The sequence below is a fragment of the Ruegeria sp. BHSC043 genome, assembly GCF_059612985.1.
The window spans coordinates 1-24,515 of record NZ_JBXWRS010000020.1 but is presented as its reverse complement, the minus strand read 5'-3'; the positions used below and the strand labels follow the sequence as shown (position 1 = coordinate 24,515).

The window sequence follows — 24,515 nt, the reverse complement described above, 5'->3', positions numbered from 1 at the left end:
TGGCGCGGTGCATCACTGCGCGGCTTTGCCTGTGGCGACGATATCGTTCAGGTATCGGGCCAAGTCGTCGCGCAGGTCGTCGCGGGCCAGCGCGAAGGACACCGTCGCCTGCAGAAACCCCGCCTTCGAGCCGCAATCGAACCGCTGGCCCTTGAACCGATAGCCGAAGACCGGCACGCCGTTGCCAATGTCCTCGGCGATGGCATCGGTCAGCTGGATCTCACCGCCGCTGCCTTTCTTCATGTGGTTGAGGTTGTACAGCACCGAAGGACCCATGATGTAGCGTCCGATCACCGCCAGGTTCGAGGGCGCCTCTTCGGGTTTGGGCTTCTCGACCATTCCGCGCACGCGGACCACCGTGCCGGCGTTTTCGGCCACGTCCAGAATGCCGTAGGCGCTGGTGCGCTCTGGCGCCACCTCCATCGTGGCGACCATGTTGCCGCCGGTTTCTTCATAGGCTTCGACCATTTGTTGCAGACAGGGCTTTTCGGCGGCGATGACGTCGTCGGGCAGCATCACGGCAAAAGGTTCGTCGCCGATCAAACGTCGTGCGCACCAGACCGCGTGGCCCAGGCCCAGGGCCTTGTATTGGCGGATATAGGCGATCGCACCGCTTTCCATGTTGGTCGCATCCAGCGTTTTCAGCAGCTTGTCTTTGCCCTTGGCCCGCAACTCTTCCTCGAGAATGGGGTTGTGGTCGAAATAGTCTTCCAGCGCCGACTTGCCGCGCGATGTCACGAAGATGAATTCCGTGATCCCGGCCGCGCGGGCTTCGTCGATGGCGTATTGTATTAATGGCCGGTCAACCAGCGTCATGATTTCTTTCGGAACCGATTTCGTGGCGGGAAGAAACCGGGTCCCCAATCCCGCGACCGGAAAAATCGCCTTGGTGACCTTTCGTGACATGATACCTCACAAATCAAATATGCTGCGGGCGAACAAACTGCCGCCGGGGTTCCCTCTTAGGCCGGGAGGCCAGCGCATTCAATGACACTTGGGCGACCCGGCGGAAACTTTCCGAACCGTGCCATCTGAAATGAACGGTGTCAAAAGCATCCTTAGAGGTGTGATCGACCCGTGAAACGCTATGGGCCCGGTAACAAGGCAAGCGGACGAACCCCCTAAGCCGAAGTTCCGGCTTTGGGGGGCGGCGATCAGGTCTGGCCCAGAATGGCATCCAGCGGGTCGTGCTCGGCCACCAGATGCCCCGGGGCAACCTCGGTCAGCTTGGGAACATAGTCGGTCTGACCCGCCGCCAGACGGCTGGGCAGGAACCGCAGCGCCGCCTTGGGATCCATCGGCGAGGGCAACTCGCCCGGCAGTTTCAACCGCTGGCGGCTGCGCTCGACATCCGGGTCCGGGATCGGAACCGCCGAGATCAGCGATTGCGTATAGGGATGAACCGGGTTCGAGCAGATCACCTCGCCATCGCCCAGTTCGACGATGCGGCCGAGATACAGAACCATGATCCGGTTCGACACCGCGCGCACCACCGACAGGTCGTGGCTGATGAAGATCATCGACAGCCCGAACTCCTTCTGCAGTTCCTTCAGCAGCTGCACGATTTGCGCCTGGATCGACACGTCCAGCGCCGAGACCGCCTCGTCGCAGATGATCAGCTTGGGTTTGTTGATCATCGCCCGGGCGATGCCCACGCGTTGGTTCTGCCCGCCCGACAACTCGTGCGGGTAGCGGTTGATCATGTTGGCGTTCAGGCCGACCCGTTCCATCATCTCGGCGACCATCTGCTTGCGCTCGCGCTCGGTCAGGTCGGGGCGATAGGTTTTCAGCGGTTCCGCGATCGAGGCAGAAATCGTCATCCGCGGGTCCAGGCTGGCCAGCGGGTCCTGGAACACGATCTGCAGGTCCTTGCGGTACTTGTTCAGCTCGGCCCGTTTCAGCCCGACGATCGGATGGCCCAGCCAGCTGACATTGCCGGCGCTCGGCTCGATAAGCTGCAGCACGGCACGGGCGAGGGTAGACTTGCCGCAGCCCGATTCACCGACCACGCCCAGGGTTTCACCCTTGCGGATGTCAAAGCTGACCCCATTCACCGCCTTCAACGGCACCTTGTGGCCAAAAATGCCGCCCGGAACGTGGATCGGGAAATGCACCTTGACGTCATCGACCCTCAGCAGCGGGGCCTCGTCGGTCTCCACCGCCTTGGGCGCATCGCCCGCGTCGATGCGGGGCATGGCCTCGATCAGGGTGCGAGTATAGTCGTGCTTGGGCGCGTGAAAGATCTCGCGCGTGTCACCGGCCTCGACGAACTCACCCAGGCGCATGACCTGCACCCGGTCGCACATGCGGGCCACGACGCCCATGTCATGGGTGATCAGGGCGATGGCCGTGCCTTCGTCCTTTTGCAGACGCACCATCAGATCCAGGATGTCGGCCTGAACGGTCACGTCCAGCGCGGTGGTCGGTTCGTCTGCGATCAGCAGTTTGGGATTGCACAGCATCGACATGGCGATCATCACCCGCTGGCGCATCCCGCCTGAAAGCTCGTGCGGGAACTGGTCCAGACGGCGCGCGGCCTCGGGGATGCGGACGCGGTCCAGCCATTCCAGGCACCGTTGCCGCGCGGCCGAACCCTGCAGGCCTTCGTGTACGCTCAGCACTTCGCGCATCTGCTGGCCGATCCGCAGATGCGGGGTCAGCGCGGTCAGCGGGTCCTGAAATATCATGCCCACATCGGCACCGCGGATCTGGTTCAGCTTGCTCACGGGCAGGTTCAGAATTTCCTGCCCGTTCAGCAGCACCGACCCGGTGGCCCGGCCCGCCGGCGGCAGCAGGCCCATCGCGGCCATGAAGGTCTGGCTTTTGCCCGACCCGCTTTCGCCGACGATGCCCAGGCATTCGCCCGGGGCGATGTCAAAGCTGATGTTCTTGACGGCCTCGACCACCCCATCGGGCGTGTCGAACTGAACGCTCAGGTTCTTTACGGAAAGCAGGCTCATGTCAGCGGTCCTTCGGATCCAGTGCGTCACGCAGGCCATCGCCGATGAAGAACATCGTGATGATGATGGTGACGTAAAATGCCAGGGGGTACATCAGTTGCCACAACGTGCCGTAACCCATGGTTCCGGCGCCCTCGGCGATCAGACGACCCAACGAGGTATAGGGCTCGGAAATCCCCAGCCCCAGGAACGAGATGAAGCTTTCCGTCAGGATCATCTCGGGCACCAGCAGCGAGGCATAGACGATCACCACGCCCAGCAGGTTGGGCAGGATGTGGCGGTACATGATGGTGAACTCGCTGACACCGGCGGCGCGGGCGGCTTCGATGAACTCGCGGTTCTTTAGGGTCAGGGTCTGGCCGCGCACGATCCGCGCCATGGTCAGCCAGCCCACCGCACCCAGCGCGATGAACAGCATGAAGAAAGACCGCCCCGCCACAACCAGCAGCAGGATGATGACCAGCGTGGCCGGAATGGCCAGCAGGATGTCGACAAAGCGCATCATCACGCTGTCGACGCGCCCGCCGATGTAACCGGCGGCGATGCCGTAGCAGGTGCCGACGATCAGCGCGGTGGCCGCCCCGACCAGGCCCACCAGCAACGAGGTGGTGGTGGCCTGGATGACCCGGCTGTACAGGTCGCGCCCCAGATCGTCGACGCCGAAATAGTGGCCGGTTTCGATGGACGGCATCCCCATGCCGGCCACGTCGCCCATGACGGCCCAGTCGATTTCCTCGTTGTTCCAGACGGCGAAGTAAGGCCCGATGATCGTGAACAGAACGATCAAGCCCAAGATGAACACGCTGGCCATGGCGGCCTTGTTGCGGACAAAACGCATCCGCGCGTCCTGCCACAGCGACCGGCCCTGGATGGCGGTGTGATCGGTGATGGTCTCGGCCAGCCGAGCGGCTTTTTGTGATTTTCCAAGCATGGATTGCCCCTCAGTACCGGATTTTCGGATCGAACCAGGCATAGGCCAGGTCAGTCAGCAGGTTCACCAGAACGGTCAGCACGCCATAAAGTATCGTGACCCCCAGCAGCACCGCATAGTCGCGTGACAGGGCCGAACCCACATAGGCCTGCCCCAGCCCGCCGGTCGAGAAGTAGATGTCCACAAACACCGATCCGGTCAGTACATAAACGAAGACCGGGCCCAGATAGGACACCACCGGCAGCAGCGTGGGTTTCAGCGCGTGGCGCCAGATCACAGTGCGGGTCGGTAGGCCCTTGGCCCGAGCGGTGCGGATGAAGTTCGAATTCAGAACCTCGAGCATAGACGACCGGGTGATCCGCGCGATCGAGCCCATGTACGAGGTCGCAAGCGCGATCACGGGCATGATCAGGTATTGCCACTGACCCCCGTTCCAGCCGCCGCCCGGCAGCCAGCCCAGCCACAGGGTGAAAGTCAGGATCAGGATCGGGCCCATGATGAAGTTCGGCAGCGCCTGGGCGGCGATGCCCAGACCCACGGCGAAATAGTCGATCCAGCTGTTGTGGCGGATCGCGGCGGCGATGCCCAGCCCGACGCCCACCAGCGTAGCCACGATGAAGGACAGCATCCCGTAGGTCAGCGAAATCGGAAAGCCCTGCGCGATGATGTCGTTCACGTCGCGGTCCTTGAACTTGAAGGACGGGCCGAAATCGAAATGCACCACGATGTTGTACAGATAGTCCCAAAGCTGTTTCCACAGCGGCTGGTCCAGCCCGTAGCGCGCCTCGATATTGGCCAGAACCTGCGGCGGCAACGGCCGCTCAGAGGTGAAGGGCCCGCCGGGCGCGAAGTGCATCAGAAAGAAACTGGCGACGATCAGCAACAGGATCGTCGGAACGGCGATCAGCAGTCGCCGGATGACATAGGCAAGCATTTCATGCCCCCAATTATTGGCCCTGCCCCAGAGCATGTCCGGGGCAGGGCGCGATCAAAGGATGATGATTACTCGGCGATCTTGTAGAGGTTTTTCGAGTACCAGTTCTGCTCGACGTTATTCACCGGCCAGTTCCCCACGTCGCTGTCCATCATGTAGACGCCGGCATAGTGGTAGATCGGGATCACAGGGGTTTCCTGTGCTATGATCCGCTCGACCTCGGTGTACAGCGGGGCCGGATCATCCGAGGTCTTGGCCTGGGCCAGCAGCTCGTCCACCTTCGGGTTGCTGTACTTGCCGTCGTTATAGCCGGAATCAGACTGCAGCAGGTCCAGGAAGGTCGAGGCTTCGTTGTAGTCGCCGCACCATGCGCCGCGGGCCAGCTCGAAGTTCTGGTTGCCGCGCTCTTCCAGGAAGATCTTCCATTCCATGTTGGCCAGCTCGACCTGCGCGCCCAGCTTCTGCTTCCACATCTGGCTGAGGGCCACGGCGACCTTCTTGTGCGCCTCGGAGGTGTTGTAGACCATCGAGAAGGTCAGCGGGTTGTCGGGGCCGTACCCGGCCTCGGCCAGCAGTTCCTTGGCCAGCTCGTCGCGCTCGGCTTGCGTCATCGTCGCCATTTCGACGACCGGCGGGGTGAACCCTGCGGTGGCTTCGGGCACGAAGGTGTAGGCTTCGGGCTGACCTCCGGCCAGGATGTTCTCGGTGATGATCTTGCGGTCAACCGCCAGCGACAGAGCCTGACGCACGTTCGGGTCCTTGAAGGCCTCGGGGCCGCCGTCGGACAGGTTGAACGTGTAGTAGTAGTTGCACAGGCGCGGGAAGCTGATCGCCTCGTTCGGGTATTCCTTCTTCAGGCGCGGGAACTGGCCTGCGGGCACCTCGGTACGGTCCAGCTCGCCGGCCAGATAACGGGTCAGGGCCACGTTTTCATCGTTGATGACCAGCGCCACGACCTTGTCGATGATGGTGTTGTCGTTGTCCCAGTACATCGGGTTGCGCTCGCGCACCGAGCGTTCGTTGGGCAGGTGCTCGGTCAGGACATAGGCGCCGTTCGACACGATGTTGCCGGGCTTGGTCCATTCATCGCCGAACTGCTCGATAACCTTCCGCGGGGCTGGGAAGGTGGTCGAATGCGTGGTCATCTGCGGGAAATAGGGCAGCGGCGCGCTCAGCTTCACTTCCAGCGTGTGGTCGTCGATCGCCTTGACGCCCAGATCGTCGACCGGCTTTTCGCCCGCGATGATTTCGGCGGCGTTCTCGATCGACATCAGTTCCATGAACCACGCATAGGGCGAGGACAGCGCCGGATCGACGGCGCGCTTCCAAGCGTATACGAAATCATGCGCGGTGACCGGGTCACCATTCGACCACTTGGCGTTGTCGCGCAGGGTGAAGGTGTACACGTCCTTGGTTTCGTTGGTGGTATAGCCGGTCGCCACGCCCGGAACTAGGTTGCCGTTCTCGTCCTGGTTCATCAGACCTTCGAACAGGTCGCGGACAATCTCGGCGCCCGACACGTCCTCGACCACCTGCGGGTCGACCGAGCTGTGCTCGTCCAGCACGCGGTAGACAAAGGTCTGGTCGTCGGCCAGCGGCTCGCCGGTGACCGGATGGGTGCCTGCGGCCAGCGCGGCACCGGTGATGAAGGTCGAGCACAGCAGGCCCGCCACCGAGTTTCGAAGGATGGTGTTCATGATCTTCTCCCATTTATTGTGGCGGCGGTCTGCGCATCCCCGTGGGATGGCGTCCGGCGGCCCTGGTTGCCCGACATCCGCTGGGACCCGGTTCTTTTCGATTTTGGATTGTGCCAATTCGCAAGGAACACTGCGTCGCAGCTTTGTGGATTGCAGTCGGTGAAGTGGATGCAAGAGCTTCCTCTCGCTGTGCAAGACCGTGCCACTATTTTGGGCAGGGTTAAAGCCTTCCCATGAACCCGGATCGCCTAAAGGTAGAAAGAAACTTCGTGACGCGAGGTCGCCGAAATTTTGTAACGATGGCGTTTGTCGCTGGGATATTTTCGTGCCCAGGCTGCTCGGAATTCCGCCTGTGAAGCGGCCTGTTTCGGCAGAGTATCGCGACCCGTTTTCGCCGAATTCGGCGAATCGCCCGCGGTCAGGGGCGCAACCGCGATTTCATCCGCGCGTCGGGAAAGCATGTGGGGCGCTGGCCTGTCGCCTCTTGCCAGCGGCCGATCGACCGGCGCGTCTTGTATCCCGGCAGGCCATCGGCACCGCCCACGTCATGCCCCATGGCGATCAGGGCTTTCTGCATGGCTGCGATGTCCGACCGGTACAGGCCGTCAATCTTGCCCCAGCGCCCCTTGAAATCGCCCACGCCATACTGGATGCGGTCGCCTACATGGCCCACAAACAGGGCATAGAGGTCGCTGGTGTTGTAGTCCTTCAGAACGTAGAAATTGGGTGTCACGATGAAGGCCGGCCCGTGGCGGCCCGCTGGCATCATCAGGTATCCTTCGCCGAGCAGCTCGTGCGGGGGAAAGGGTCGGCCCGAGACGCGGGTGATGCCCATCGCGGCCCAGTCGCGGATCGGGCGACCCTGATCGGGGCCCTCCAGCGCACAGGACACTGACGCATCCACCGTCACCTCGAACCCCCAGTCGCGGCCGGGCACCCAGCCATGTCGTTCAAGGTAGGCAGCGATTGAGGCGATCGTGTCTTCGGCCGACCTCCAGATATCGGCGCGCCCATCGCCATTGCCGTCGGTGGCATAGGTCAGAAAACTGCTGGGCATGAATTGCGGCTGGCCCAGAGCGCCGGCCCAACTGCTTTTCATCGCCCGGCCGCTTACGTGGCCGGCCTCGACGATCTGCAGGGCGGCGATCAGCTCGTCGGTGAAATACGCCGCGCGCGTGCTCATGAACGCCTTGGTGGCCAGCACCTGAAAGGCATCATGCCGGATGGGCACCTGCCCGAACCCGCTTTCGCGGCCCCAGATCGCAAGGATGATGCGTGCGGGCACGCCTGTGTCCGCCTCGACCCGACGCAGGGTCGCTGCATGGCGTTTGGCCATCCTGCGCCCGGCCGCGGCGGTGCCTTGCACCGTGTTGGCGTTGAAATAACGCGCCGGTGCGCCGAATTCGGCCTGGCGCTGCGTCTTGGGCGTCTTTGGTGTGGTTCCGGGCGGCACCAGATCCGGCAGATCCCAGTTGATCCTGACGCCGTTCAGACTGTTTTGGAACGTGCGGCGCGACACGCCCTCGCCCCGGGCCAAGGGCCAGAGTTCGGTGCTCAGCCAGGCCTGGAATTGTTGTTCCACGGCGGCCCTGTCCAGCGCCGGAACGGCGGTGGCCCAGATCAGGCCGAGGATGACGAACAGCACACGCATGGCAGGTTCCGAGTGTCTCCACCCCGCGACCCAAGTCAACTCATACCGATAGTTTGCCTGAAATTTCTTGTGAAGTCGGTCAACTCTGCCGATAGTTGCCGAAACCAGCGGGAACAAAAGGCAATCTGACGTGGCCAGAGAACCGACGACCCCGGCAGTACGAGCGACGCTGATCGCGATCACGGTCTGGGCGGTCGCCGCCCATCCTGGGTTGGCCAGTAATAGCTTTCTGGACCCGCAAGGCCCGATAGCCCAGGCCCAGAGGGTTCATTTGTTGCGCGCCACCGCGCTGATCCTGGTTGCGGTCATTCCGGTTCTGGTTCTGGTTCCCCTGATCGCTCTGCGCTATCGCCGTCGCGCGCAAAGCCCGGCTACCTATCGGCCCAAATGGGAGTTTTCGCCCCTGCTCGAAACCGCGATGTGGGGCGTGCCAGTGGTAATCGTGGCGCTGCTGTCCTTCTATCTGTGGAAGGCGACCCACCAGCTGGACCCCTACGCGGCCGCGTTCGGCGATGAACCGGCTCTGCGCGTTCAGGTGGTGGGGCTGGATTGGAAATGGCTGTTCATCTACCCCGATCTGGGCATCGCGACGGTGGGTGAATTCGGGATTCCCACGCAGCGTCAGGTCGCCTTGACGCTGACGACGGACACAGTGATGCAATCCTTCATGGTTCCTGCCCTGGCGGGGCAGATCTATGCCATGCCCGGCATGATGACCCAATTGCATCTTGTGGCTGATGTCCCGGGCCGGATGCAGGGCGAAAACACCCAGTACAACGGGCGCGGATTTACCAAGCAGAAGTTCCAGACGGTCGCGATGTCGCCCCCGGACTTCGACGCATGGGTTGACCGGGTTGGGCAGAACGGAATCGTTCTGGACCCGGCAACCTATCGGACGTTGGCCATGCGGACCGACCGGGACGAAGTTCAGGCCGCGCTCGGCACCGCGCAGATGCCGGACAATGCGCTGTACTTTCGTCTGGATGATGGCGATCTGTTCCACAGCGTTTTGGACCGGTATCACAACGGGCAACCATTGCCTGAGGATCAGCAACCGGGAACCGCCCAGTACGGGCAGGAGGGCAAGCCATGACAGCTGCCGAGTCCGGTTTCTTCGGTCGTCTGATCTGGGAAGCATTCCCCATCACCGGGCTGATTCAAGATCCCAACACGAACGAGATCGTCGCCAACGCGGCGGCGGGCGTGGTGATCGTCGGTGTGGTCTTGGTTCTGGGGCTGCTCACGTGGTTTCGCCTGTGGGGGCCGCTGTGGCGCGACTGGCTGACCAGCGCGGATCACAAGAAAATCGGCATCATGTATATCGTCTTTGCCATCGTCATGCTGGCGCGCGGCGTTCTGGAAGGCGTCGTGATGCGTGCCCAACAGGCGGCCGGGCCGGGCGAGGGATTCCTCGAGGCCGAACACTTTGCCGAGCTGTTCAGCACCCACGGCACGATCATGATCTTCTTCGTGGCGGTGCCCTTCGTGTTCGGACTGGCGAATTTCCTTGTCCCGCTGATGATCGGCGCGCGCGACGTGGCCTTTCCGGTGATGAACCAGATCAGCCTCGGCCTGACGGTTTCGGCGGGGATGATGCTGATGGTCAGCTTGGTGGTGGGCGAGTTTTCCACCGGCGGCTGGACGGCCTATCCGCCCTATACCGGCGCGGCCTTCAATCCGGGTGTGGGGCCGGATTACTGGATCTGGGCGATCGTGGTGTCGGGTATCGGCACCACGCTGACGGGGATCAACTTTGCCGTCACGATCTACAAGCTGCGCGCGCCCGGGATGATTTTCATGCGGCTGCCCATGTATTGTTGGACGATCATCTGCAGCTCGATCCTGATCGTGTTCGCAATGCCGCCTTTGGGGGTAGCGGCGCTGCTGCTGGCCGCTGACCGGTATCTTAATTTCCATTTCTTCACCAATGACCTGGGCGGCAACATGATGAACTATGCCAACCTGTTCTGGCTGTTCGGCCACCCCGAGGTCTATCTGCTGGTTCTGCCGGCCTATGGCATCTTTTCCGAAGTCTTCGCGACCTTCTCGGCCAAGCGGCTCTATGGCTACACTTCGCTGGTGATCGCGACCATGTCGATCGCGGTGCTGTCGTTCACCGTCTGGCTGCACCATTTCTTCACCATGGGCCAAAACGCCCTGATCAACGCGGTCTTCGGCATTGCCACGATGCTGATCGCAATTCCCACCGGCGTTAAGGTCTATGACTGGATGGCCACACTTTATCGTGGTTGCATCCGGTTCTCGGTGCCGATGCTGTACGGGCTGGCCTTTCTGATGCTGTTCGTGATCGGGGGGCTCAGCGGGGTGATCCTGGCCAATCCGACCGTCGACTATCAGGTGCACAATACGCTGTTCCTGGTCGCGCATTTTCACAACGTGCTGCTGCCGGGTGTCCTGTTCGGCTTGCTGGCGGGCTACAACTATTGGTTCCCCAAAGCCTTCGGCTTTCGCCTGGATGAAGCCTGGGGGCGGATTTCAGTCGTCCTGTGGACGGTGGGCTTTATGCTGACCTTCCTGCCGCTGTATGTGGTGGGTCTGATGGGTATGCCGCGCAGGTCCTACAGCTGGGAGGACCCGAACTTTCATCCCTACATGATCGCGGCCGTCATCGGAGCGCTGGTTATTCTGGCCGCGCTGTTGTCGATCGTCGTGCAACTGTGGGTCAGCATCCGCAACCGCGAACAGAGCCGCGTTCCGGTTGGCGACCCCTGGGACGCCCGCACGCTGGAATGGTCGATCGCGGCCCCGCCGCCGCGTTACAATTTCGCGATCATCCCGCTTGTCACGGACCGTGACGATTTCGCCGCCGCGAAAGAACGCGGCGAGGCCTACCCGCACCCCGACCGATACGAGGACATCACCATGCCGCGCAACACCAGCATCGGTTTCGTACTCTGCGTGCTTAGCGGTGTGTGGATGTTTGCGCTGGTTTGGTGGATCTGGTGGCTGGCGGCGCTGATGAGCGTGATGATGATCCTGTCGTTCATCCTTTGGACCTTTCAGACCGATACCGAGGAGGTTGTTGCGGCCGAAGACGTGCGCAGGCAGCACGAGGCCTGGCTGGACTTGGTCCGCAACGCGACCCCTGTAAACAGGGATCATGAAGGCGCGCCAGAAAACACCGGGCTTGCCCGACCGGATCTGGAGGCGACGACATGAGGCCTGCACCAACCCACAGCTATCCGGGCCTGAACCTGGGCCGAGGCAGGCCCGGGGCCCACAAGGCGACCGAGGTGGTGACCTTCGGTTTCTGGGTCTTTCTGATGAGCGATCTGGTCTATTTCGGGCTGATGTTCGGCGTCTACATCACCATGATAGACGCACAGGCCGGTGGTCCGGGCCCGCACGCGCTGTTTGATCTGTACAGCATCTTTGCCCAGACGCTGATCCTGCTGACCAGCAGCCTGACCGTTGGACTGGCCATGCTGGCGCTGAAATACAACCTGCCGCGCGGCCGGATCGTTTTGTGGTTCGGGGTCACACTACTGCTGGGGCTGAGTTTTCTGGTTCTCGAGATCCGCGATTTCATGTCGATGGTGGAAAAGGGCGGCATCCCACAGCGCAGCGGTTTCCTGTCCGCCTACTACGGGCTGGTGCCTCTGCACGGTCTGCATGTGGCCGCAGGCTGCGTGTGGTTGGTGGTGCTGGGCATTCAACTGCGGGTCATGGGGATGACCGACCTGGTGATCTCGCGCATGGTCCGGCTGGCGCTGTTTTGGCATTTTCTCGACCTGATCTGGATCGGCATCATCACTATCGTCTATTTCGGAGGGCTGACTTATGGATAGACATTCCGAACTGCACCGGCGCGAGCGGCGGCGCTATGCGATCGGGTATGGTGGCTCGCTTTTGTTGACGCTGGGCATGTTTGGCACGGCGCATTGGTTCGGCATCAAAACCCCTGGCGTCTATCTGACGATCGGCCTGCTCGGGCTGGCGCAGCTGATCGTGCAGCTGATCTATTTCCTGCATATCGACCGTCGCCGCAGCAGCCGCGAGGATCTCGATCTGGTGTTGTTCTCGACGCTGGTTCTTCTGATCATAATCGGGGGAACGGTCTGGATTCTGGGCAATCTGGCGATGCGGATGCATATGCCCGTCATGTGAGCGCGCTCAGCGCGTTGCCCACAGGCCCAGCCACAGGGCCAGCCAGCACAGGCCGACGCTCAGCAGGATGTTTGCGGCTGCGGTCGCGATGGTGCGCTCGCGCCGCAGTTCCAGCGACTGCCAGGCAAAGCTGGAAAAGGTCGTGAAACCGCCGCAGAAGCCGAAGACAAGGCGCCTTTGATCTTCGGCCAGATCGACGGTGCCGCCCAGATACCCGATCCAAAGCCCCAACAGCAGGCTGCCGCCCACGTTCACTATCAGAGTTGCCACCGGCAGGTCATGGGTGACCGCGCGTGTAACCCAATGGCGCAGCACGGCGCCCAGCCCGCCGCCCAGCCCGAACATCAAGTGCAAGTGCAGATCGGTCATCCGCCGAACCCTCGGGCCGACCTGCGACGGCCGATGGCCTCGCCCAGAATCGCCGCGCCCAGTCCGGCGGAGATCTCGGCCGCCAGCGGTATCAGCACCACCCAGCCCGAGGTTTCGGCGAAGCGCTCCAGCTCGGCGACGAACGAGGAAAAGGTCGACAGCCCGCCGCAGAAACCCACAGCGCCCAGATGCAGCACATGGGCATGCACACGGGTGCGGATCGCATACAGCCAGCCCAGCACGAAACAGGCCGCCACGTTGATGCCGAACGTGGCCGTCAGCAGTGGCGCACCGGGGATCTCCAGCGCAAACAGTTCGCGCAGGATCGACCCCGCCGCGCCGCCGATGAATACGGCGGCATACATCAGCGGTCGTCCCGCTATGGCAGCCTGCGCTCTGGCCAAGACGTCTGTCCCTGTTCCTGCGTGTCTGCGCATGGATAAAGGGCGTGCCCATCAGGCTCAAGGGCGATCACGATGGCGCAAGACAGGCCGCGCGATCCGCACAAAGGCTTGCAATCGCGTGACAAGCTTTCCACGATCGGCCGAAGATCATGAGGGAGAGCAGGATGATCGTACGCAGGATCTACTTTGCCGTGACCTTTGTCGCGTTGCCGCTGACGGTCATTCTGGGGCTGTTCTGGCCGCCTGCTTTCTGGCTGCTGGTCCTGTTGGTGCCTTATGCGCTGGTTGGTCTCTATGACCTGCTGACCACGCGGCACAACGTGCTGAACAACTATCCGGTTCTGGGGCACTTCCGCTACATGCTGGAATTCGTCAGCCCCGAGATCCGGCAATATTTCGTGGAAACCAACGAAAGCGGCCGCCCGTTCAACCGCATCGTGCGGTCTCTGGTCTATTCCCGGGCCAAGGGGCAGGTCGATACGCAGGCCTTCGGCACGCAGTACGACATCCTCAAGGTCGGGTACCACCGCGCCAACCATTCGCTGGCCCCCAAGGAGGTGCCGGAAAGCGAGGAACGCATCCTGCTTGGCGGGCCTCAATGTGAAAACCCTATCTGGCGTCGCGTCTGAACGTCTCGGCCATGAGCTTCGGTGCGCTCAGCGCCAATGCGATCCGGGCGCTGAACGGCGGCGCGCGCGACGGCGGTTTTGCCCACAACACGGGCGAGGGCGGCCTGTCGCCCCATCACCTGGCCGAGGGCGGTGACATCATCTGGCAGATCGGCACCGGCTATTTCGGCTGCCGCACCCCTGAGGGCGGGTTCGACAAGGACAAGTTCGCCGAACGGGCGCGGATGGAGGTCGTCAAGGCGATCGAGATCAAGCTGTCGCAAGGGGCCAAGCCCTCGCATGGCGGCGTGCTGCCTGCGGCCAAGGTGGATGCCGAAATCGCCGTGACCCGCGGCGTGCCGGTGCACCAGGACGTGATCTCGCCGCCGGTTCATTCGGCCTTCGACGGCCCGACCGGGTTGCTGAATTTCGTCCAACAGCTCCGCGACCTGTCCGGCGGCAAGCCCGTCGGCTTCAAGCTGTGCATCGGGGCGCAATCCGAATTCCTTTCGATCTGCAAGGCCATGCTGGAAACCGGCATCCTGCCCGATTTTATCACCGTGGACGGAGCCGAAGGCGGCACCGGCGCTGCCCCAGTGGAATTTACAAATCGCCTGGGAACCCCACTGAACGAGGCGTTGATCTTCGTCGACAACAGCCTGCGTGGCGTGGGGCTGCGTGACAAGATCCGGGTGATCGCCTCGGGCAAGGTGGCCACCGGGTATAACATGATCGAGAAATGCGCCCTGGGGGCCGACATGTGCAACGCGGCGCGGGCGATGATGTTCGCGGTGGGCTGCATCCAGGCGCTGCATTGCAACACCAACCGCTGCCCCTCGGGGGTGGCCACACAGGACCCGGTGCGCGGCCGCGCGGTCAATGTCCCGCAAAAGCGCAAGCGCGTGCACCGGTTCCACGATGCGACGCTGGAAAGCTTCCGCGAAATCCTGGGCGCCATGGGCAAGGAACGGGTGTCGGATCTGCGCCCGTCCGACATCTTTCGCCGGACGGCGGACGAACGCGAGTGGTCCTATGCCCAGCTTTATACCTTTCTCGAGGACGGCGCCTTGTTGGGTGCCGACATTCCTGCCGAATTCGCCGATGATTGGGCCCGTGCCTCACCCGCGCAGTTCTGACACCCGGGCCTAGTTCAGCGACGGTCGCGGGTTGCTGGCGGCATGGGCGTGGATCTTGCGGATGCTCCATTCAACAGCGTTCCGCATCGTGCTGCCGAGGGCCTGATCGAAGGCAGCGACCAGGTCGGGTGTCTGGTCGCTGGCAGCAATCACGTCGCGCTGGAACGAGTTCGAGGCGATGATTTTGTCTTCGAACTCGTCGATGATCTTGATGTTGAGGCGAACTTCGATTTTGACCGAGGTGGAATCTTCGGTGTCTCCGACGACGATTCCTTGGAATTCGCGCAGGTCTGGAACGATCACATAGTCCGCCCGCAGACCGACGGTCGAGCGGCCCACGGCCGCAACACGGTTGCTGTTTTCAAAGCTCTCGACCATCAGGGCCTGCACGATCAGCGGTGCCCTGTCGACCCAGCGCGCGCGCGGCAGGTATTGCACCTGCAGGCGCGTCGGCTGCACCGCGATCTGGTCGGTGTTGACCGCGGCTGTGGCCGTCGGCTCCTGCACGACGATCTGCTTACCCACACGTGGCAGCGAACTGGAGAACGTGCTTTTGGGCGTCAGCAAGTACAGATCGTTGGGTTTCGAGGCCTGCTTCAGCGTTCCCAACCCGGTGCAGCCGGTCAACCCTGCCAGGCCCAACGCGACGATTGCTGCTCTGATCATTGGCGAAACTCCGATGCCTGTGTGCCCAGCAGGAACCGGGCCGGGTCGCGTTCCAGCTTGTCCACTAGCCGATCAAGGCCAACGACAAGGCGCTGGGATTCTTCGACGAAGCGCACGAACTGGGGCAGGCCCACCCGCAGAAAGTCCGACACCTGGCGACGGTTCTGCTGCACAATGCCGTCGATCGTGCCCAGCAGGTCCGACGCCGATTGCGAGGCGCTGAGGATATCGGCGGAAATCGCGTCGATCCGCTCGGTGACGTTCGACACGGTCTCGGCCACCTGGTTGGCTGCGGTGCGGATATCGGCGGCCACGGCGGCCACGTCTTCGTCCATGACACGATTGGCCGAGTCGAAGGCGCGTTCGGCCGAGGTCAGCGTGCCCTTGGCCGTTTCCATCGCCGAGGTGACGGAGTCGAGCGTTTGGTTGGCATTCGCGAAGGTGTTGTTGACGGTTGTCATGGTCACCCCTGCCTCATCCGACAGCCCGATCAGCCGGTCCGCCAATTCAGACCCCTGCGCGATGAAGGGCCGGATATCCTGTTCCAGCACCTGATCGGCCGTGGCCAGCGTCTTGTTGACACCATCCAGTGCGGTTTTTGCGGATTCCGCGGCGGTCTTGACACTGTTGAGCGTGTCAGTCCCGGTGGTCAGCGTGGTTTCGGCCGTATCCGCCAGCTGGTCCAGCCGCTGGGTGAAGGCACCAATCTCCTTTGCCGCTCCGCCCAGATCGCCCGAGAGGGTTTCGAAATCGGTCAGCGTCTTGTCCAGCCGCCCCGAGGCCGAGGCGAGGTTGTCCAGAATGTCGGCCACCGCCTTGCGGTTGTCGTCATCGACAACGGCGTTGAGGTTTTCCAGCAGGGTCACCGCCTCGTCCAGCACCTTTGGCGCGCCTTCGAACAGCGACTGGATCGCGCTGCGTTTGCTTTTGATGACGCTGAACTGCGGCAGGCGCTCTGCATCGGGCGACCCCCCCGACAGTTCGACATAGCTAACGCCCGTCACCCCCAACGACTGCAATTGCGCGATGGTATCCGTGGTGACGGGAATGTCGGCGTCGATTTCAAGGCGCACACGCACCTTCGAGGGGTCGTCATCGTCCAGATCCAGCGAGATCACCTGGCCCACGGGCAGACCGTTGTAGTTGACGCCCCCGGCCGCCGACAGGCCCGAAACATTGTCGAACAACACGTCGTAGTAGGCGTATTGCCGGGTCACCTCGAACTTGGCCAGCCACAGGAAAAAGCCGAACGCGCTGAGGATACCCACAAGCGTGAAAGTGCCGATCAGGATGTAGTTCGCCCGGGTTTCCATCGCCTCTACCTGTCGTGCCCCTTCTGCTGCGCCGCGCGGGCCCGGGGGCCGGTGAAGTATTCCTGCACCCAAGGATGATCGACCTTGGTCATCTCGTCTATCGGACCTTCGACCAGAACGCGTTTTTCCGCAAGCACCGCGACGCGGTCGCAGATGGCGTAAAGACTGTCGAGGTCATGGGTGACCATGAAAACGGTCAGCCCCAAGGCCTGTTGCAATTCGCCGATCAGTTCGTCATAGGCCGCCGCCCCGATCGGGTCCAACCCGGCGGTGGGTTCGTCCAGAAACACGATCTCGGGGTCCAGCGCCAGCGCGCGCGCCAGTGCCGCCCGTTTGCGCATCCCGCCCGACAGCTCGGACGGAAACTTGCCGCAACTCAGCTGTGGCAGGCCCACAAGGCTGATCTTGAGGCTGCCGAGCGCGCGCATCAGGCTTTCGCTCAGGCCCGTATGTTCGCGCAGCGGCGCCATCACGTTCTGCAACACGGTCAGCGATGAAAACAGCGCGCCGTCCTGAAAGGCCACGCCCCAGCGTTTCTCGATCCGGCGACGGTCCGCCTCGGGGCCGTTCAGCACGTCGACGCCCAGCACCTCGATGCTGCCGGCGGCGGGCTTGTTCAGCCCGACGATGGTGCGCAACAGGACCGATTTGCCGGTGCCCGACCCGCCGACGATGCCCAGAACCTCGCCGCGCCAGACATCCAGGTTCAGGTCATCATGCACCACCTGCGGGCCGAACTGGTTGCGCAGGTGACGCACCCGGATCACCGCCTCGCGCTGTGCCTCTGCCTTGGTGTCCTGCTGCTGGATTGCGCCATCCATGTCAGACGCCCACCTCAGAGAAGAAGATGGAAAACAGCGCATCGATGGCGATCACCATGAAGATCGCCTGTACCACCGATGATGTCGTCCGCTGCCCCACGCTCTGGGAAGAGCCCTTGACCTGCATCGCCTGCCAACAGGCGATCACCGCGATGACCACGGCAAAGAACGGAGCCTTGATCAGGCCGACTGCCAGGTGCCAGACATCGGTGTTTTCCTTCAGGCGCGTGACGAACATGCCGGGGCTGACGCCCAGATCGATCCAGCTCATCAAGGCGCCGCCGAACAGGCCGGCAATGTCGGCGACGAAGCCTAGGATCGGCAGCATGATCAGCAACGCCAGCACCCGCGGGACAACCAGAACCTCGATCGGGTCCAGGCCCAGCGTCTGCATGGCGTCGATCTCCTCCTGCACCTTCATCGAGCCGATCGAGGCGGTGAAGGCCGAGCCCGACCGGCCCGCCACGATGATCGCGGTCAGCAGGACGCCCAATTCGCGCAGAACCGAGATCGAGATCAGCTCGACCACGAAGATCTCGGCGCCGAACTGTTTCAACTGGGTTGCCCCCTGAAAGGCAAGAACCACGCCGATCAGAAACCCCATCAGCGCCACGATGGGCAGCGCCTTGAGCCCGGTTTCCTCCATCTGCGACACCAGCGCGGCCCGGCGCAGACGCCACGGCATGACCAACGTGCGCGCCAGCCGATGCAGCGTCAGGCCCAGAAAGCCCAGCATCGACGCCGTGTCGCGCCCGGCCCCGACCGTCCTCCGGCCCAGAGACTCCAGCCAGGGCACGAAGCCGCGCGGCGGGGCCTCTGCCGGTATCTCGGTTGCGATGTTCTGCGCGACGGTCTCAAGCAGCGCCGATTGCGTGGCCGAGACGTTTTCATAAGTCACGGTTGCGCCCGCCGCCGAGGCTCGCCGCGCCAGATCGCAGATCAGCCAGGCGCCTCCGGTGTCCAGCGCCTTGAGCCCGGAAAGATCGAAAACAATGCTTCTCGCGTCGGGGGGAAGAGACCGAAATCCCTTTTCCACCGACTCCAGCGATTGGGTCACCATCTCACCCGAAACGGCGATCCGCAGGTCGTCGTTGACCTGCTCCAATGCAATCGAGGGCTGTGTCATGTGGGTATCAGATGGGAAACGGCCCCCTGCTGCAACGGCTTTCTTGCACATGAGGTGAAACTGGGCGTGGGGCGTGTCCTTCAGGGGCTGCCGCGCCGTCGGAAAATCTCGCCTGACCGACGGAATCGGTTGCCCGGACCAAGGATCGCAGACACAGTCGCCTTCGGACGGAACACGGGATCCAGACAGGGTGGTTCGGAATGCGGCGAAGGGGAAATGTCCTGTTCATCATCATCGATCAGTTGCGTGCCGACTGCCTGACCGGGGCGCTGGCCGACCACGTCGATCTGCCAAACCTGCGCGGCTTCATGGCCGAGGGCGTCACGTTCACCCGCCATTTCTCGGTCACCAACCCGTGCGGGCCGTCGCGGGCGTCGCTGCTGACCGGACAATATGCCATGAACCACCGATCGGTGCGCAACGGCACGCCGCTGCGGCATGATACGCCAAACATCGCCACCGAAATGCGCAAGGCCGGATACCTGCCGCAGCTGTTCGGCTATACCGACACCTCGGCCGACCCGAGGGTGCATCACCCGAACGACCCGGCGGTAAAGACCTACGAAAACCCGATGAACGGCTTTCACGAGGTCGTCGAAATGCGGCTCGAGGAATCTTTTCCCTGGCAATCGCACCTGCTGCGCAAGGGATATGAGTTCGACAACTATTGGGACCTCTACAAGCCGGTTTCACAGGACGGGTCCGTGCCTCGGTTGAATGATCCGGCCCCTTACAGCGCCGAAGACAGTGACACGGCATTCCTGACCGACTCGTTTTTGAACGAGATCGCGTCGTATCGAAAGCCCGGCTGGTTCGCGCACTTGACCTATATCCGCCCGCACCCGCCGCTGGTTGCGCCGGCGCCGTACAACCGCATGTATGATCCGGCGTCGCTGCCCCTGCCGACGCGTCTTGAATCGCCCGATGCCGAAGCCGCCGTTCATCCGTTCTTTGGCCCGGCACTGGAAAGCTGCGGGCCGGGTGACTGCGTACATGGCTTTGCCGAGGTGTCACCGACCGATCCGAACACCCAGACACTGCGCGCCGTCTATCTGGGGCTGGCGAGTGAGGTCGACTATCACATCGGTCGGGTGCTGCGGTTTTTGAAAGATAACGGCCAATATGATGACACGTTGATCGTCATCACCGCCGATCATGGCGAGATGCTGGGCGACCACCATGCCTGGGGCAAGATGTCGGTCTATGACGCGGCCTATCACACGCCGTTGGTGATCCGCGCGCCGGGCAACGCGAGGAATGCGGGGCTGCGTGTCGACGTTCCGACCGAATCCATCGACATCGCGCCTACCATTCTGGATTGGGTGGGGCAGGCCATCCCGAATTCGATGGACGGGCGTTCCCTGCTGCCGCTTCTGCGCGGCCAGACACCGGCGGACTGGCGCAGCCATTCTTTCAGTGAGCTGGATTTTTCCGACCCCGAACACCCGACCGTCTGGCAGAGGCGTCTGGGGACCGGGCACAGCGACTCGTGCCTGAGCATCCTGCGGGATGCGCGGTTTTCACTGGTGGAATTCGCCGCTGACCTGCCGCCCCTGCTGTTCGATCACAATGGCAAGGGCGAGGCCGAGAATGTCGCGCACAAGCCCGAATTCGCGTCGGACCTTGCGCGGTTGACGCGCCAGATGCTGCGCCACCGGATGCGCAACATGGACCATACACTCTCGTTGCATTCAATCACGCCGGATGGTCCGAGATCGGTGCGGCGCTATTCCTGACCCACGCCAGTTCCACCCCCTGTGACATCGCGGATGTTGCGTTTTCCGGCTTTATTGATAAACCCGAGTAGATCTGAATCATCGGGAAAAATTATCTATAAAATGTCGGCTACATCGAACACCTGGACCCGCGAAACCGCTCAGGCCATCTATGACCTGCCGCTGATGGATCTTCTGTATCGGGCGCAGACCGTACATCGCGAGAATTTTGACCCCAACAAGGTGCAGATGTCGCGGCTTCTGTCGATCAAGACCGGCGGCTGCGCCGAGGATTGCGCCTATTGCTCGCAATCCGCGCGCAACGGCTCCAAGCTGAGCGCCTCGAAACTGATCGAGGTCGAACGCGTTCTGGCCGAGGCCCGCAAGGCCCGCGAGTCCGGCTCGACCCGGTTCTGCATGGGCGCCGCCTGGCGTGAGCCCAAGGCGCGCGACATGGATGCGCTGGTGGCGATGATTCAGGGTGTCAAGGCGATGGGCATGGAAACCTGCATGACCCTGGGTATGCTGGACGACACTCAGGTGGTGCAGCTGCGCGATGCCGGGCTGGATTATTACAACCACAACATCGACACGTCCGAGCGTTACTACCCCGAGGTCATCACCACTCGCACCTTTGCCGACCGGATCGACACGCTGAACCGCGTGCGCGAGGCGGGGATGAAGGTCTGCTCGGGCGGCATTCTGGGCATGGGCGAAAACGGCGAGGACCGGATCGACATGCTGGTCACGCTGGCCAACCTGCCCGAGCCGCCGGATTCGGTGCCGATCAACATGCTGATGCCGCAACCCGATACCCCGCTGGCCGACGCCAAGCCGGTCGATCCGATCGATTTCGTGCGCATCATCGCGCTGGCGCGGATCATGATGCCGAAATCCCATGTCCGCCTGTCCGCTGGCCGCAGCGACATGAGCGACGAGATGCAGGCAATGTGCTTTTTTGCCGGTGCCAACTCGATCTTTGCCGGCGACACGCTGTTGACCGCCGAGAACCCCGAGGAAAGCAAGGACGCGATCCTGTTCGCCAAGCTGGGCATCCAGCCGATGGAGGCGGAGTCCGAGGCCCGCGTGGACGCGGCCGAATGACAGCGATCGCAAGGCTGGGCAATGCGCTGAAGGTGCTGGAAACGCGCCATCGGCTGCGCAGGCTTGCGCCCCGCACTGGGCTGGATTTCGCATCCAACGACTATCTGGGCCTGGCCGGGTCCGATGTTCTGAAACGTGCGGCGCAGAACGCGCTGGACCGGGGCGTTCCGCTGGGTTCCGGCGGATCGCGCCTGTTGCGCGGCAACCACCCCGAGCATGAGGCGCTGGAAGCCGAGGCCGCCGCCTTTTTCGGCGCCGAGGCGGCGCTGTACATGGGCGGCGGGTTTCAGGCCAATCAAGCCATTTTCTCGACCCTGCCGGCGGCCGGGGATCTGATCCTGCATGACGAGTTGGTCCATGCCAGCGCGCATGAAGGGATGCGCTTGGGTCGGGCCGAGATCCGTGGCTTTGCGCATAACGACATTTCGGCGGCCCGCGCGGTGCTGGCCGATTGGCGTGCGCAAGGCGGCACGGGCCAGGTCTGGATAGCGGTCGAAAGCGTCTATTCGATGGAGGGCGATCTGGCCCCGTTGAACGCCCTGGCCGAACTGGCCCGAGCCGAGAAGGCAGTGCTGGTGGTGGACGAGGCCCACGCCACGGGCGTCTTCGGCCCGAACGGGCAGGGACTGGCCCATGGGTTGAACGCCGAGATGCTGACACTGCACACCTGCGGCAAGGGGCTGGGCGCCAGCGGCGGGTTGATCTGCGGGCCGCGTGAAATGATCGACACCCTGATCAACCGGGCACGGCCGTTCATCTTTGCGACAGCCCCGTCGCCATTGGACGCCGCCATCGTGCGGGGCGCGTTGCGGGCCGTCGGACAGGACCCGGGCCTGACATTGGCCGCGCGCGACCGGATGGCCCATGCCCATGCCGAAGCCGCACGCCTGTGCGGTCTGACCGGATTTCACAGCCAGATCATGCCCGTCATCGTGGGCGAGGACGCGGCCACGATGGATCGCGCGGCGGAACTCCAGCAGATGGGGTTTGACGTGCGCGGCATCCGCCCGCCCACCGTACCACGAGGCAGCTCGCGACTGCGGGTCTCGATCACCGGCAACGTCGGCGCGCAGGACATCACGGCGGTGTTTGAGGCCATCGCCGAAGAACAGGCAGGAACCGCATGACCACAGTGATCGTGACCGGAACCGACACCGGTGTCGGCAAGACCGTGTTTTCCGCCGGGCTGACTGCGGCCCTTGGCGCGCAGTACTGGAAGCCCGTGCAATCGGGGCTTGAGGAAGAGACCGACAGCCAGATCGTGGCGCGCCTGTCCGGCCAACCGGTCTTGCCCGAGGCGTATCTGCTGAACCTGCCCGCCTCGCCGCACCTGTCGGCCGAGGCCGAGGGGGTCGAGATCGACCTGAACCGACTGACCCTGCCGCAGACCAATGGCCCGCTGGTGGTCGAAGGGGCTGGGGGTGTCATGGTGCCGCTGACCCGGCAGGCCTATTACCTTGACCTGTTCGCCCGCTGGCAAGCACCCGTGATTCTGGTGGCCCGAACGGCCTTGGGCACGATCAACCACACGACCCTGTCGCTGATGGCGCTGCGCGGCGCCGGTTGCCCGGTGGTCGGTGTGGCCTTCATCGGAGACCCCGAACCCGAGGTCGAACAGACCATCGCCCAGATGTCGCAGGTGCCCCACGTTGGACGCCTCGGCCGGATCGAGAATCTGACACCCGCCACCCTGCGCCGCGCGTTCGAGGCGATCGACATGGACACGATCCGAGGTGCCCTGTGACCCCGCTCGAGTTTGACGCCCGCCACTTATGGCACCCCTATACGAACGTGGCCGACCCGGGCCCGATGCATCTGATCGACCGGGCCGAGGGCGTGTATCTGTACCGCGAGGATGGGGTGAAGATGATCGACGCCATGTCCTCGTGGTGGTGCGCCATCCATGGGCACCGTCACCCGGCGATCACAGCCGCCATGCAGCAGCAGCTGGACCGGATGCCCCATGTCATGTTCGGAGGCCTGACCCATCGGCCCGCCATTGATCTGGGCCGCAAGATGGTGGCCCTGCTGCCCGAGGGGCTGGACCGGATCTTCTATTGCGACAGCGGCTCGGTCTCGATCGAGGTGGCGATGAAGATGGCGGTGCAGTTCCAGATGGCTCATGGCCGCACCGACAAGGTCGAGTTCGCCACGATCCGTGGCGGCTATCACGGCGACACCTGGAAGGCGATGAGCGTCTGCGACCCGGTCAACGGCATGCACGGGCTGTTCCGCGGCGCGCTGTCGATCCAGCACTTTCTGCCGCGCCCGTCCGTCCGTCTGGGCGATGACTGGCCAGAGGACTCCGCGCAGAACGGGCTCGACGCCTTGGAACAGTTGCTGCGGGACAAGGCGCACCGGCTGGCTGCGCTGGTGCTTGAACCGGTCGTGCAGGGCGCGGGCGGCATGTATTTCTATCACCCCAAGTGGCTGCGCCGGGCCAAGGCATTGTGTCAGGCCCATGACGTTCTGGTTATCTTCGATGAAATCGCCACGGGGTTCGGCCGGACCGGAGAGCTCTTTGCCACCACCTATGCGGGGGTGACGCCGGACATCATCTGCCTGGGCAAGGCGCTGACGGGGGGGCATATCTCGTTCGCCGCAACGGTGACCACCGAACAGGTGGCTTATGGCATCGGCAACAGCGAGGCCGGCGTGTTCATGCACGGCCCAACCTACATGGCCAATCCGCTGGCCTGCGCCGCCGGCATCGCCAGCCTGGGGCTGCTTGAAGACAACGGCTGGCAGTCCCGTGTGCGGGCCATTGAGACGCAGATGAAGGCCGAACTGGAGCCGGCGCGCGGCCTGCGCGGCGTCACCGATGTTCGGGTGCTGGGCGCCATCGGCGTGATCGAGATGGAGCACACGGTCGATCCGCGCATCGCCCATCGGCGGGCTTCGGAAAGCGGGGTCTGGCTGCGACCCTTCGCGCGCAACATCTATTGCATGCCG

General features: G+C 63.1%; 23 protein-coding genes. 11 read left to right on the top strand and 12 right to left on the bottom strand.

What is annotated here, in order from left to right; translation table 11 throughout:
- Nucleotides 1-12 precede the first annotated feature (12 nt).
- The 6 genes from galU to AC2FMM_RS17170 form a co-directional block, all read right to left on the bottom strand.
- Entirely contained in the window at nt 13-906 is an 894-nt protein-coding gene (gene galU, locus AC2FMM_RS17195; protein ID WP_496797232.1) for a UTP--glucose-1-phosphate uridylyltransferase GalU, read from the bottom strand.
- A gap of 248 nt (nt 907-1,154) precedes the next feature.
- Complete coding sequence (locus tag AC2FMM_RS17190) at nt 1,155-2,960, bottom strand: ABC transporter ATP-binding protein (RefSeq protein ID WP_496797231.1); 1,806 nt, start codon at nt 2,958-2,960, stop codon at nt 1,155-1,157.
- Nucleotide 2,961: 1 nt separating this feature from the next.
- Nucleotides 2,962-3,891: an ABC transporter permease subunit gene (locus AC2FMM_RS17185; RefSeq protein WP_496681526.1), complete on the bottom strand. Its 930-nt coding sequence runs from the start codon at nt 3,889-3,891 to the stop codon at nt 2,962-2,964.
- A gap of 10 nt (nt 3,892-3,901) precedes the next feature.
- Nucleotides 3,902-4,825 (bottom strand): oligopeptide ABC transporter permease OppB, encoded by a 924-nt coding sequence (gene oppB, locus AC2FMM_RS17180; protein WP_170367374.1) that lies wholly within the window; start codon nt 4,823-4,825, stop codon nt 3,902-3,904.
- Nucleotides 4,826-4,893: 68 nt separating this feature from the next.
- Complete coding sequence (locus AC2FMM_RS17175) at nt 4,894-6,522, bottom strand: peptide ABC transporter substrate-binding protein (protein ID WP_496712339.1); 1,629 nt, start codon at nt 6,520-6,522, stop codon at nt 4,894-4,896.
- Between the two features lie 418 nt (nt 6,523-6,940).
- Nucleotides 6,941-8,173 carry a lytic murein transglycosylase gene (locus AC2FMM_RS17170; RefSeq protein WP_496681522.1) on the bottom strand — a complete coding sequence of 411 codons (1,233 nt, stop codon included), beginning with the start codon at nt 8,171-8,173 and terminating at the stop codon, nt 6,941-6,943.
- 130 nt (nt 8,174-8,303) lie between these two features.
- Between AC2FMM_RS17170 and AC2FMM_RS17165 the strand changes: the two genes are divergently transcribed.
- The 4 genes from AC2FMM_RS17165 to AC2FMM_RS17150 are packed head-to-tail and all read left to right on the top strand — an operon-like array spanning nt 8,304 to nt 12,301.
- Nucleotides 8,304-9,266 (top strand): cytochrome ubiquinol oxidase subunit II, encoded by a 963-nt coding sequence (locus AC2FMM_RS17165; RefSeq protein ID WP_496797230.1) that lies wholly within the window; start codon nt 8,304-8,306, stop codon nt 9,264-9,266.
- Nucleotides 9,263-11,353: a cbb3-type cytochrome c oxidase subunit I gene (locus tag AC2FMM_RS17160; RefSeq protein ID WP_496797229.1), complete on the top strand. Its 2,091-nt coding sequence runs from the start codon at nt 9,263-9,265 to the stop codon at nt 11,351-11,353. Before AC2FMM_RS17165 ends, AC2FMM_RS17160 begins: the two co-directional genes overlap by 4 nt.
- On the top strand, nt 11,350-11,982 hold the full coding sequence (locus tag AC2FMM_RS17155; RefSeq protein ID WP_496712343.1) for a cytochrome c oxidase subunit 3: 633 nt from the start codon (nt 11,350-11,352) through the stop codon (nt 11,980-11,982). Before AC2FMM_RS17160 ends, AC2FMM_RS17155 begins: the two co-directional genes overlap by 4 nt.
- Nucleotides 11,975-12,301 (top strand): cytochrome o ubiquinol oxidase subunit IV, encoded by a 327-nt coding sequence (locus AC2FMM_RS17150; protein WP_496797228.1) that lies wholly within the window; start codon nt 11,975-11,977, stop codon nt 12,299-12,301. Before AC2FMM_RS17155 ends, AC2FMM_RS17150 begins: the two co-directional genes overlap by 8 nt.
- A 6-nt stretch (nt 12,302-12,307) precedes the next feature.
- Here the strand turns inward: AC2FMM_RS17150 and AC2FMM_RS17145 are convergent, their stop codons facing one another.
- Together AC2FMM_RS17145 and AC2FMM_RS17140 are read right to left on the bottom strand one after the other, a co-directional pair.
- Nucleotides 12,308-12,670, bottom strand: coding sequence for a fluoride efflux transporter FluC (locus AC2FMM_RS17145; protein WP_496797227.1), 363 nt, complete (start codon nt 12,668-12,670; stop codon nt 12,308-12,310).
- Nucleotides 12,667-13,035: a fluoride efflux transporter FluC gene (locus AC2FMM_RS17140; RefSeq protein WP_496685272.1), complete on the bottom strand. Its 369-nt coding sequence runs from the start codon at nt 13,033-13,035 to the stop codon at nt 12,667-12,669. Before AC2FMM_RS17140 ends, AC2FMM_RS17145 begins: the two co-directional genes overlap by 4 nt.
- A gap of 203 nt (nt 13,036-13,238) precedes the next feature.
- Here AC2FMM_RS17140 and AC2FMM_RS17135 point away from each other — a divergent pair, with 203 nt between their 5' ends.
- The gene (locus tag AC2FMM_RS17135) at nt 13,239-13,703 is read left to right on the top strand and encodes a hypothetical protein (protein ID WP_496797226.1); all 465 of its coding nucleotides are present in this window, start codon (nt 13,239-13,241) and stop codon (nt 13,701-13,703) included.
- An 11-nt stretch (nt 13,704-13,714) separates the two neighbouring features.
- The gene (locus AC2FMM_RS17130) at nt 13,715-14,818 is read left to right on the top strand and encodes an FMN-binding glutamate synthase family protein (RefSeq protein ID WP_496797225.1); all 1,104 of its coding nucleotides are present in this window, start codon (nt 13,715-13,717) and stop codon (nt 14,816-14,818) included.
- Between the two features lie 9 nt (nt 14,819-14,827).
- On the opposite strand, the gene AC2FMM_RS17125 is transcribed toward AC2FMM_RS17130, so the two are convergent.
- The 4 genes from AC2FMM_RS17125 to AC2FMM_RS17110 are packed head-to-tail and all read right to left on the bottom strand — an operon-like array spanning nt 14,828 to nt 18,744.
- Nucleotides 14,828-15,484 carry an ABC-type transport auxiliary lipoprotein family protein gene (locus AC2FMM_RS17125; protein WP_496712348.1) on the bottom strand — a complete coding sequence of 219 codons (657 nt, stop codon included), beginning with the start codon at nt 15,482-15,484 and terminating at the stop codon, nt 14,828-14,830.
- The gene (locus AC2FMM_RS17120) at nt 15,481-16,797 is read right to left on the bottom strand and encodes an MlaD family protein (RefSeq protein ID WP_496681499.1); all 1,317 of its coding nucleotides are present in this window, start codon (nt 16,795-16,797) and stop codon (nt 15,481-15,483) included. Before AC2FMM_RS17120 ends, AC2FMM_RS17125 begins: the two co-directional genes overlap by 4 nt.
- Before the next feature lie 5 nt (nt 16,798-16,802).
- Complete coding sequence (locus tag AC2FMM_RS17115) at nt 16,803-17,618, bottom strand: ABC transporter ATP-binding protein (RefSeq protein ID WP_496681497.1); 816 nt, start codon at nt 17,616-17,618, stop codon at nt 16,803-16,805.
- Nucleotide 17,619: 1 nt separating this feature from the next.
- Nucleotides 17,620-18,744: an ABC transporter permease gene (locus AC2FMM_RS17110; protein ID WP_496797224.1), complete on the bottom strand. Its 1,125-nt coding sequence runs from the start codon at nt 18,742-18,744 to the stop codon at nt 17,620-17,622.
- A gap of 200 nt (nt 18,745-18,944) precedes the next feature.
- Between AC2FMM_RS17110 and AC2FMM_RS17105 the strand changes: the two genes are divergently transcribed.
- The 5 genes from AC2FMM_RS17105 to bioA form a co-directional block, all read left to right on the top strand.
- On the top strand, nt 18,945-20,480 hold the full coding sequence (locus tag AC2FMM_RS17105; protein WP_496797223.1) for a sulfatase-like hydrolase/transferase: 1,536 nt from the start codon (nt 18,945-18,947) through the stop codon (nt 20,478-20,480).
- A 102-nt stretch (nt 20,481-20,582) separates the two neighbouring features.
- Complete coding sequence (gene bioB, locus AC2FMM_RS17100; protein ID WP_093963112.1) at nt 20,583-21,563, top strand: biotin synthase BioB; 981 nt, start codon at nt 20,583-20,585, stop codon at nt 21,561-21,563.
- The gene (locus tag AC2FMM_RS17095) at nt 21,560-22,690 is read left to right on the top strand and encodes an 8-amino-7-oxononanoate synthase (protein WP_496797222.1); all 1,131 of its coding nucleotides are present in this window, start codon (nt 21,560-21,562) and stop codon (nt 22,688-22,690) included. The genes bioB and AC2FMM_RS17095 overlap by 4 nt, the downstream gene beginning before the upstream one ends.
- A complete protein-coding gene (gene bioD / locus AC2FMM_RS17090) occupies nt 22,687-23,307 on the top strand; it encodes a dethiobiotin synthase (RefSeq protein WP_496681487.1) in 621 nt (206 codons plus the stop codon). Before AC2FMM_RS17095 ends, bioD begins: the two co-directional genes overlap by 4 nt.
- On the top strand, nt 23,304-24,515 hold a 1,212-nt coding region (bioA, locus tag AC2FMM_RS17085), incomplete at its 3' end, for an adenosylmethionine--8-amino-7-oxononanoate transaminase (protein ID WP_496797221.1). The genes bioD and bioA, both read left to right, overlap by 4 nt.

Bases quoted from the DNA above. Each gene is read 5' to 3' on its own strand.
- galU (WP_496797232.1), bottom strand. From the start codon at position 906: ATGTCACGAAAGGTCACCAAGGCGATTTTTCCGGTCGCGGGATTGGGG.
- AC2FMM_RS17190 (WP_496797231.1), bottom strand. From the start codon at position 2,960: ATGAGCCTGCTTTCCGTAAAGAACCTGAGCGTTCAGTTCGACACGCCC.
- AC2FMM_RS17185 (WP_496681526.1), bottom strand. From the start codon at position 3,891: ATGCTTGGAAAATCACAAAAAGCCGCTCGGCTGGCCGAGACCATCACC.
- oppB (WP_170367374.1), bottom strand. From the start codon at position 4,825: ATGCTTGCCTATGTCATCCGGCGACTGCTGATCGCCGTTCCGACGATC.
- AC2FMM_RS17175 (WP_496712339.1), bottom strand. From the start codon at position 6,522: ATGAACACCATCCTTCGAAACTCGGTGGCGGGCCTGCTGTGCTCGACC.
- AC2FMM_RS17170 (WP_496681522.1), bottom strand. From the start codon at position 8,173: ATGCGTGTGCTGTTCGTCATCCTCGGCCTGATCTGGGCCACCGCCGTT.
- AC2FMM_RS17160 (WP_496797229.1), top strand. From the start codon at position 9,263: ATGACAGCTGCCGAGTCCGGTTTCTTCGGTCGTCTGATCTGGGAAGCA.
- AC2FMM_RS17155 (WP_496712343.1), top strand. From the start codon at position 11,350: ATGAGGCCTGCACCAACCCACAGCTATCCGGGCCTGAACCTGGGCCGA.
- AC2FMM_RS17150 (WP_496797228.1), top strand. From the start codon at position 11,975: ATGGATAGACATTCCGAACTGCACCGGCGCGAGCGGCGGCGCTATGCG.
- AC2FMM_RS17145 (WP_496797227.1), bottom strand. From the start codon at position 12,670: ATGACCGATCTGCACTTGCACTTGATGTTCGGGCTGGGCGGCGGGCTG.
- AC2FMM_RS17140 (WP_496685272.1), bottom strand. From the start codon at position 13,035: ATGTATGCCGCCGTATTCATCGGCGGCGCGGCGGGGTCGATCCTGCGC.
- AC2FMM_RS17135 (WP_496797226.1), top strand. From the start codon at position 13,239: ATGATCGTACGCAGGATCTACTTTGCCGTGACCTTTGTCGCGTTGCCG.
- AC2FMM_RS17130 (WP_496797225.1), top strand. From the start codon at position 13,715: ATGAGCTTCGGTGCGCTCAGCGCCAATGCGATCCGGGCGCTGAACGGC.
- AC2FMM_RS17125 (WP_496712348.1), bottom strand. From the start codon at position 15,484: ATGATCAGAGCAGCAATCGTCGCGTTGGGCCTGGCAGGGTTGACCGGC.
- AC2FMM_RS17120 (WP_496681499.1), bottom strand. From the start codon at position 16,797: ATGGAAACCCGGGCGAACTACATCCTGATCGGCACTTTCACGCTTGTG.
- AC2FMM_RS17115 (WP_496681497.1), bottom strand. From the start codon at position 17,618: ATGGATGGCGCAATCCAGCAGCAGGACACCAAGGCAGAGGCACAGCGC.
- AC2FMM_RS17110 (WP_496797224.1), bottom strand. From the start codon at position 18,744: ATGACACAGCCCTCGATTGCATTGGAGCAGGTCAACGACGACCTGCGG.
- AC2FMM_RS17105 (WP_496797223.1), top strand. From the start codon at position 18,945: ATGCGGCGAAGGGGAAATGTCCTGTTCATCATCATCGATCAGTTGCGT.
- bioB (WP_093963112.1), top strand. From the start codon at position 20,583: ATGTCGGCTACATCGAACACCTGGACCCGCGAAACCGCTCAGGCCATC.
- AC2FMM_RS17095 (WP_496797222.1), top strand. From the start codon at position 21,560: ATGACAGCGATCGCAAGGCTGGGCAATGCGCTGAAGGTGCTGGAAACG.
- bioD (WP_496681487.1), top strand. From the start codon at position 22,687: ATGACCACAGTGATCGTGACCGGAACCGACACCGGTGTCGGCAAGACC.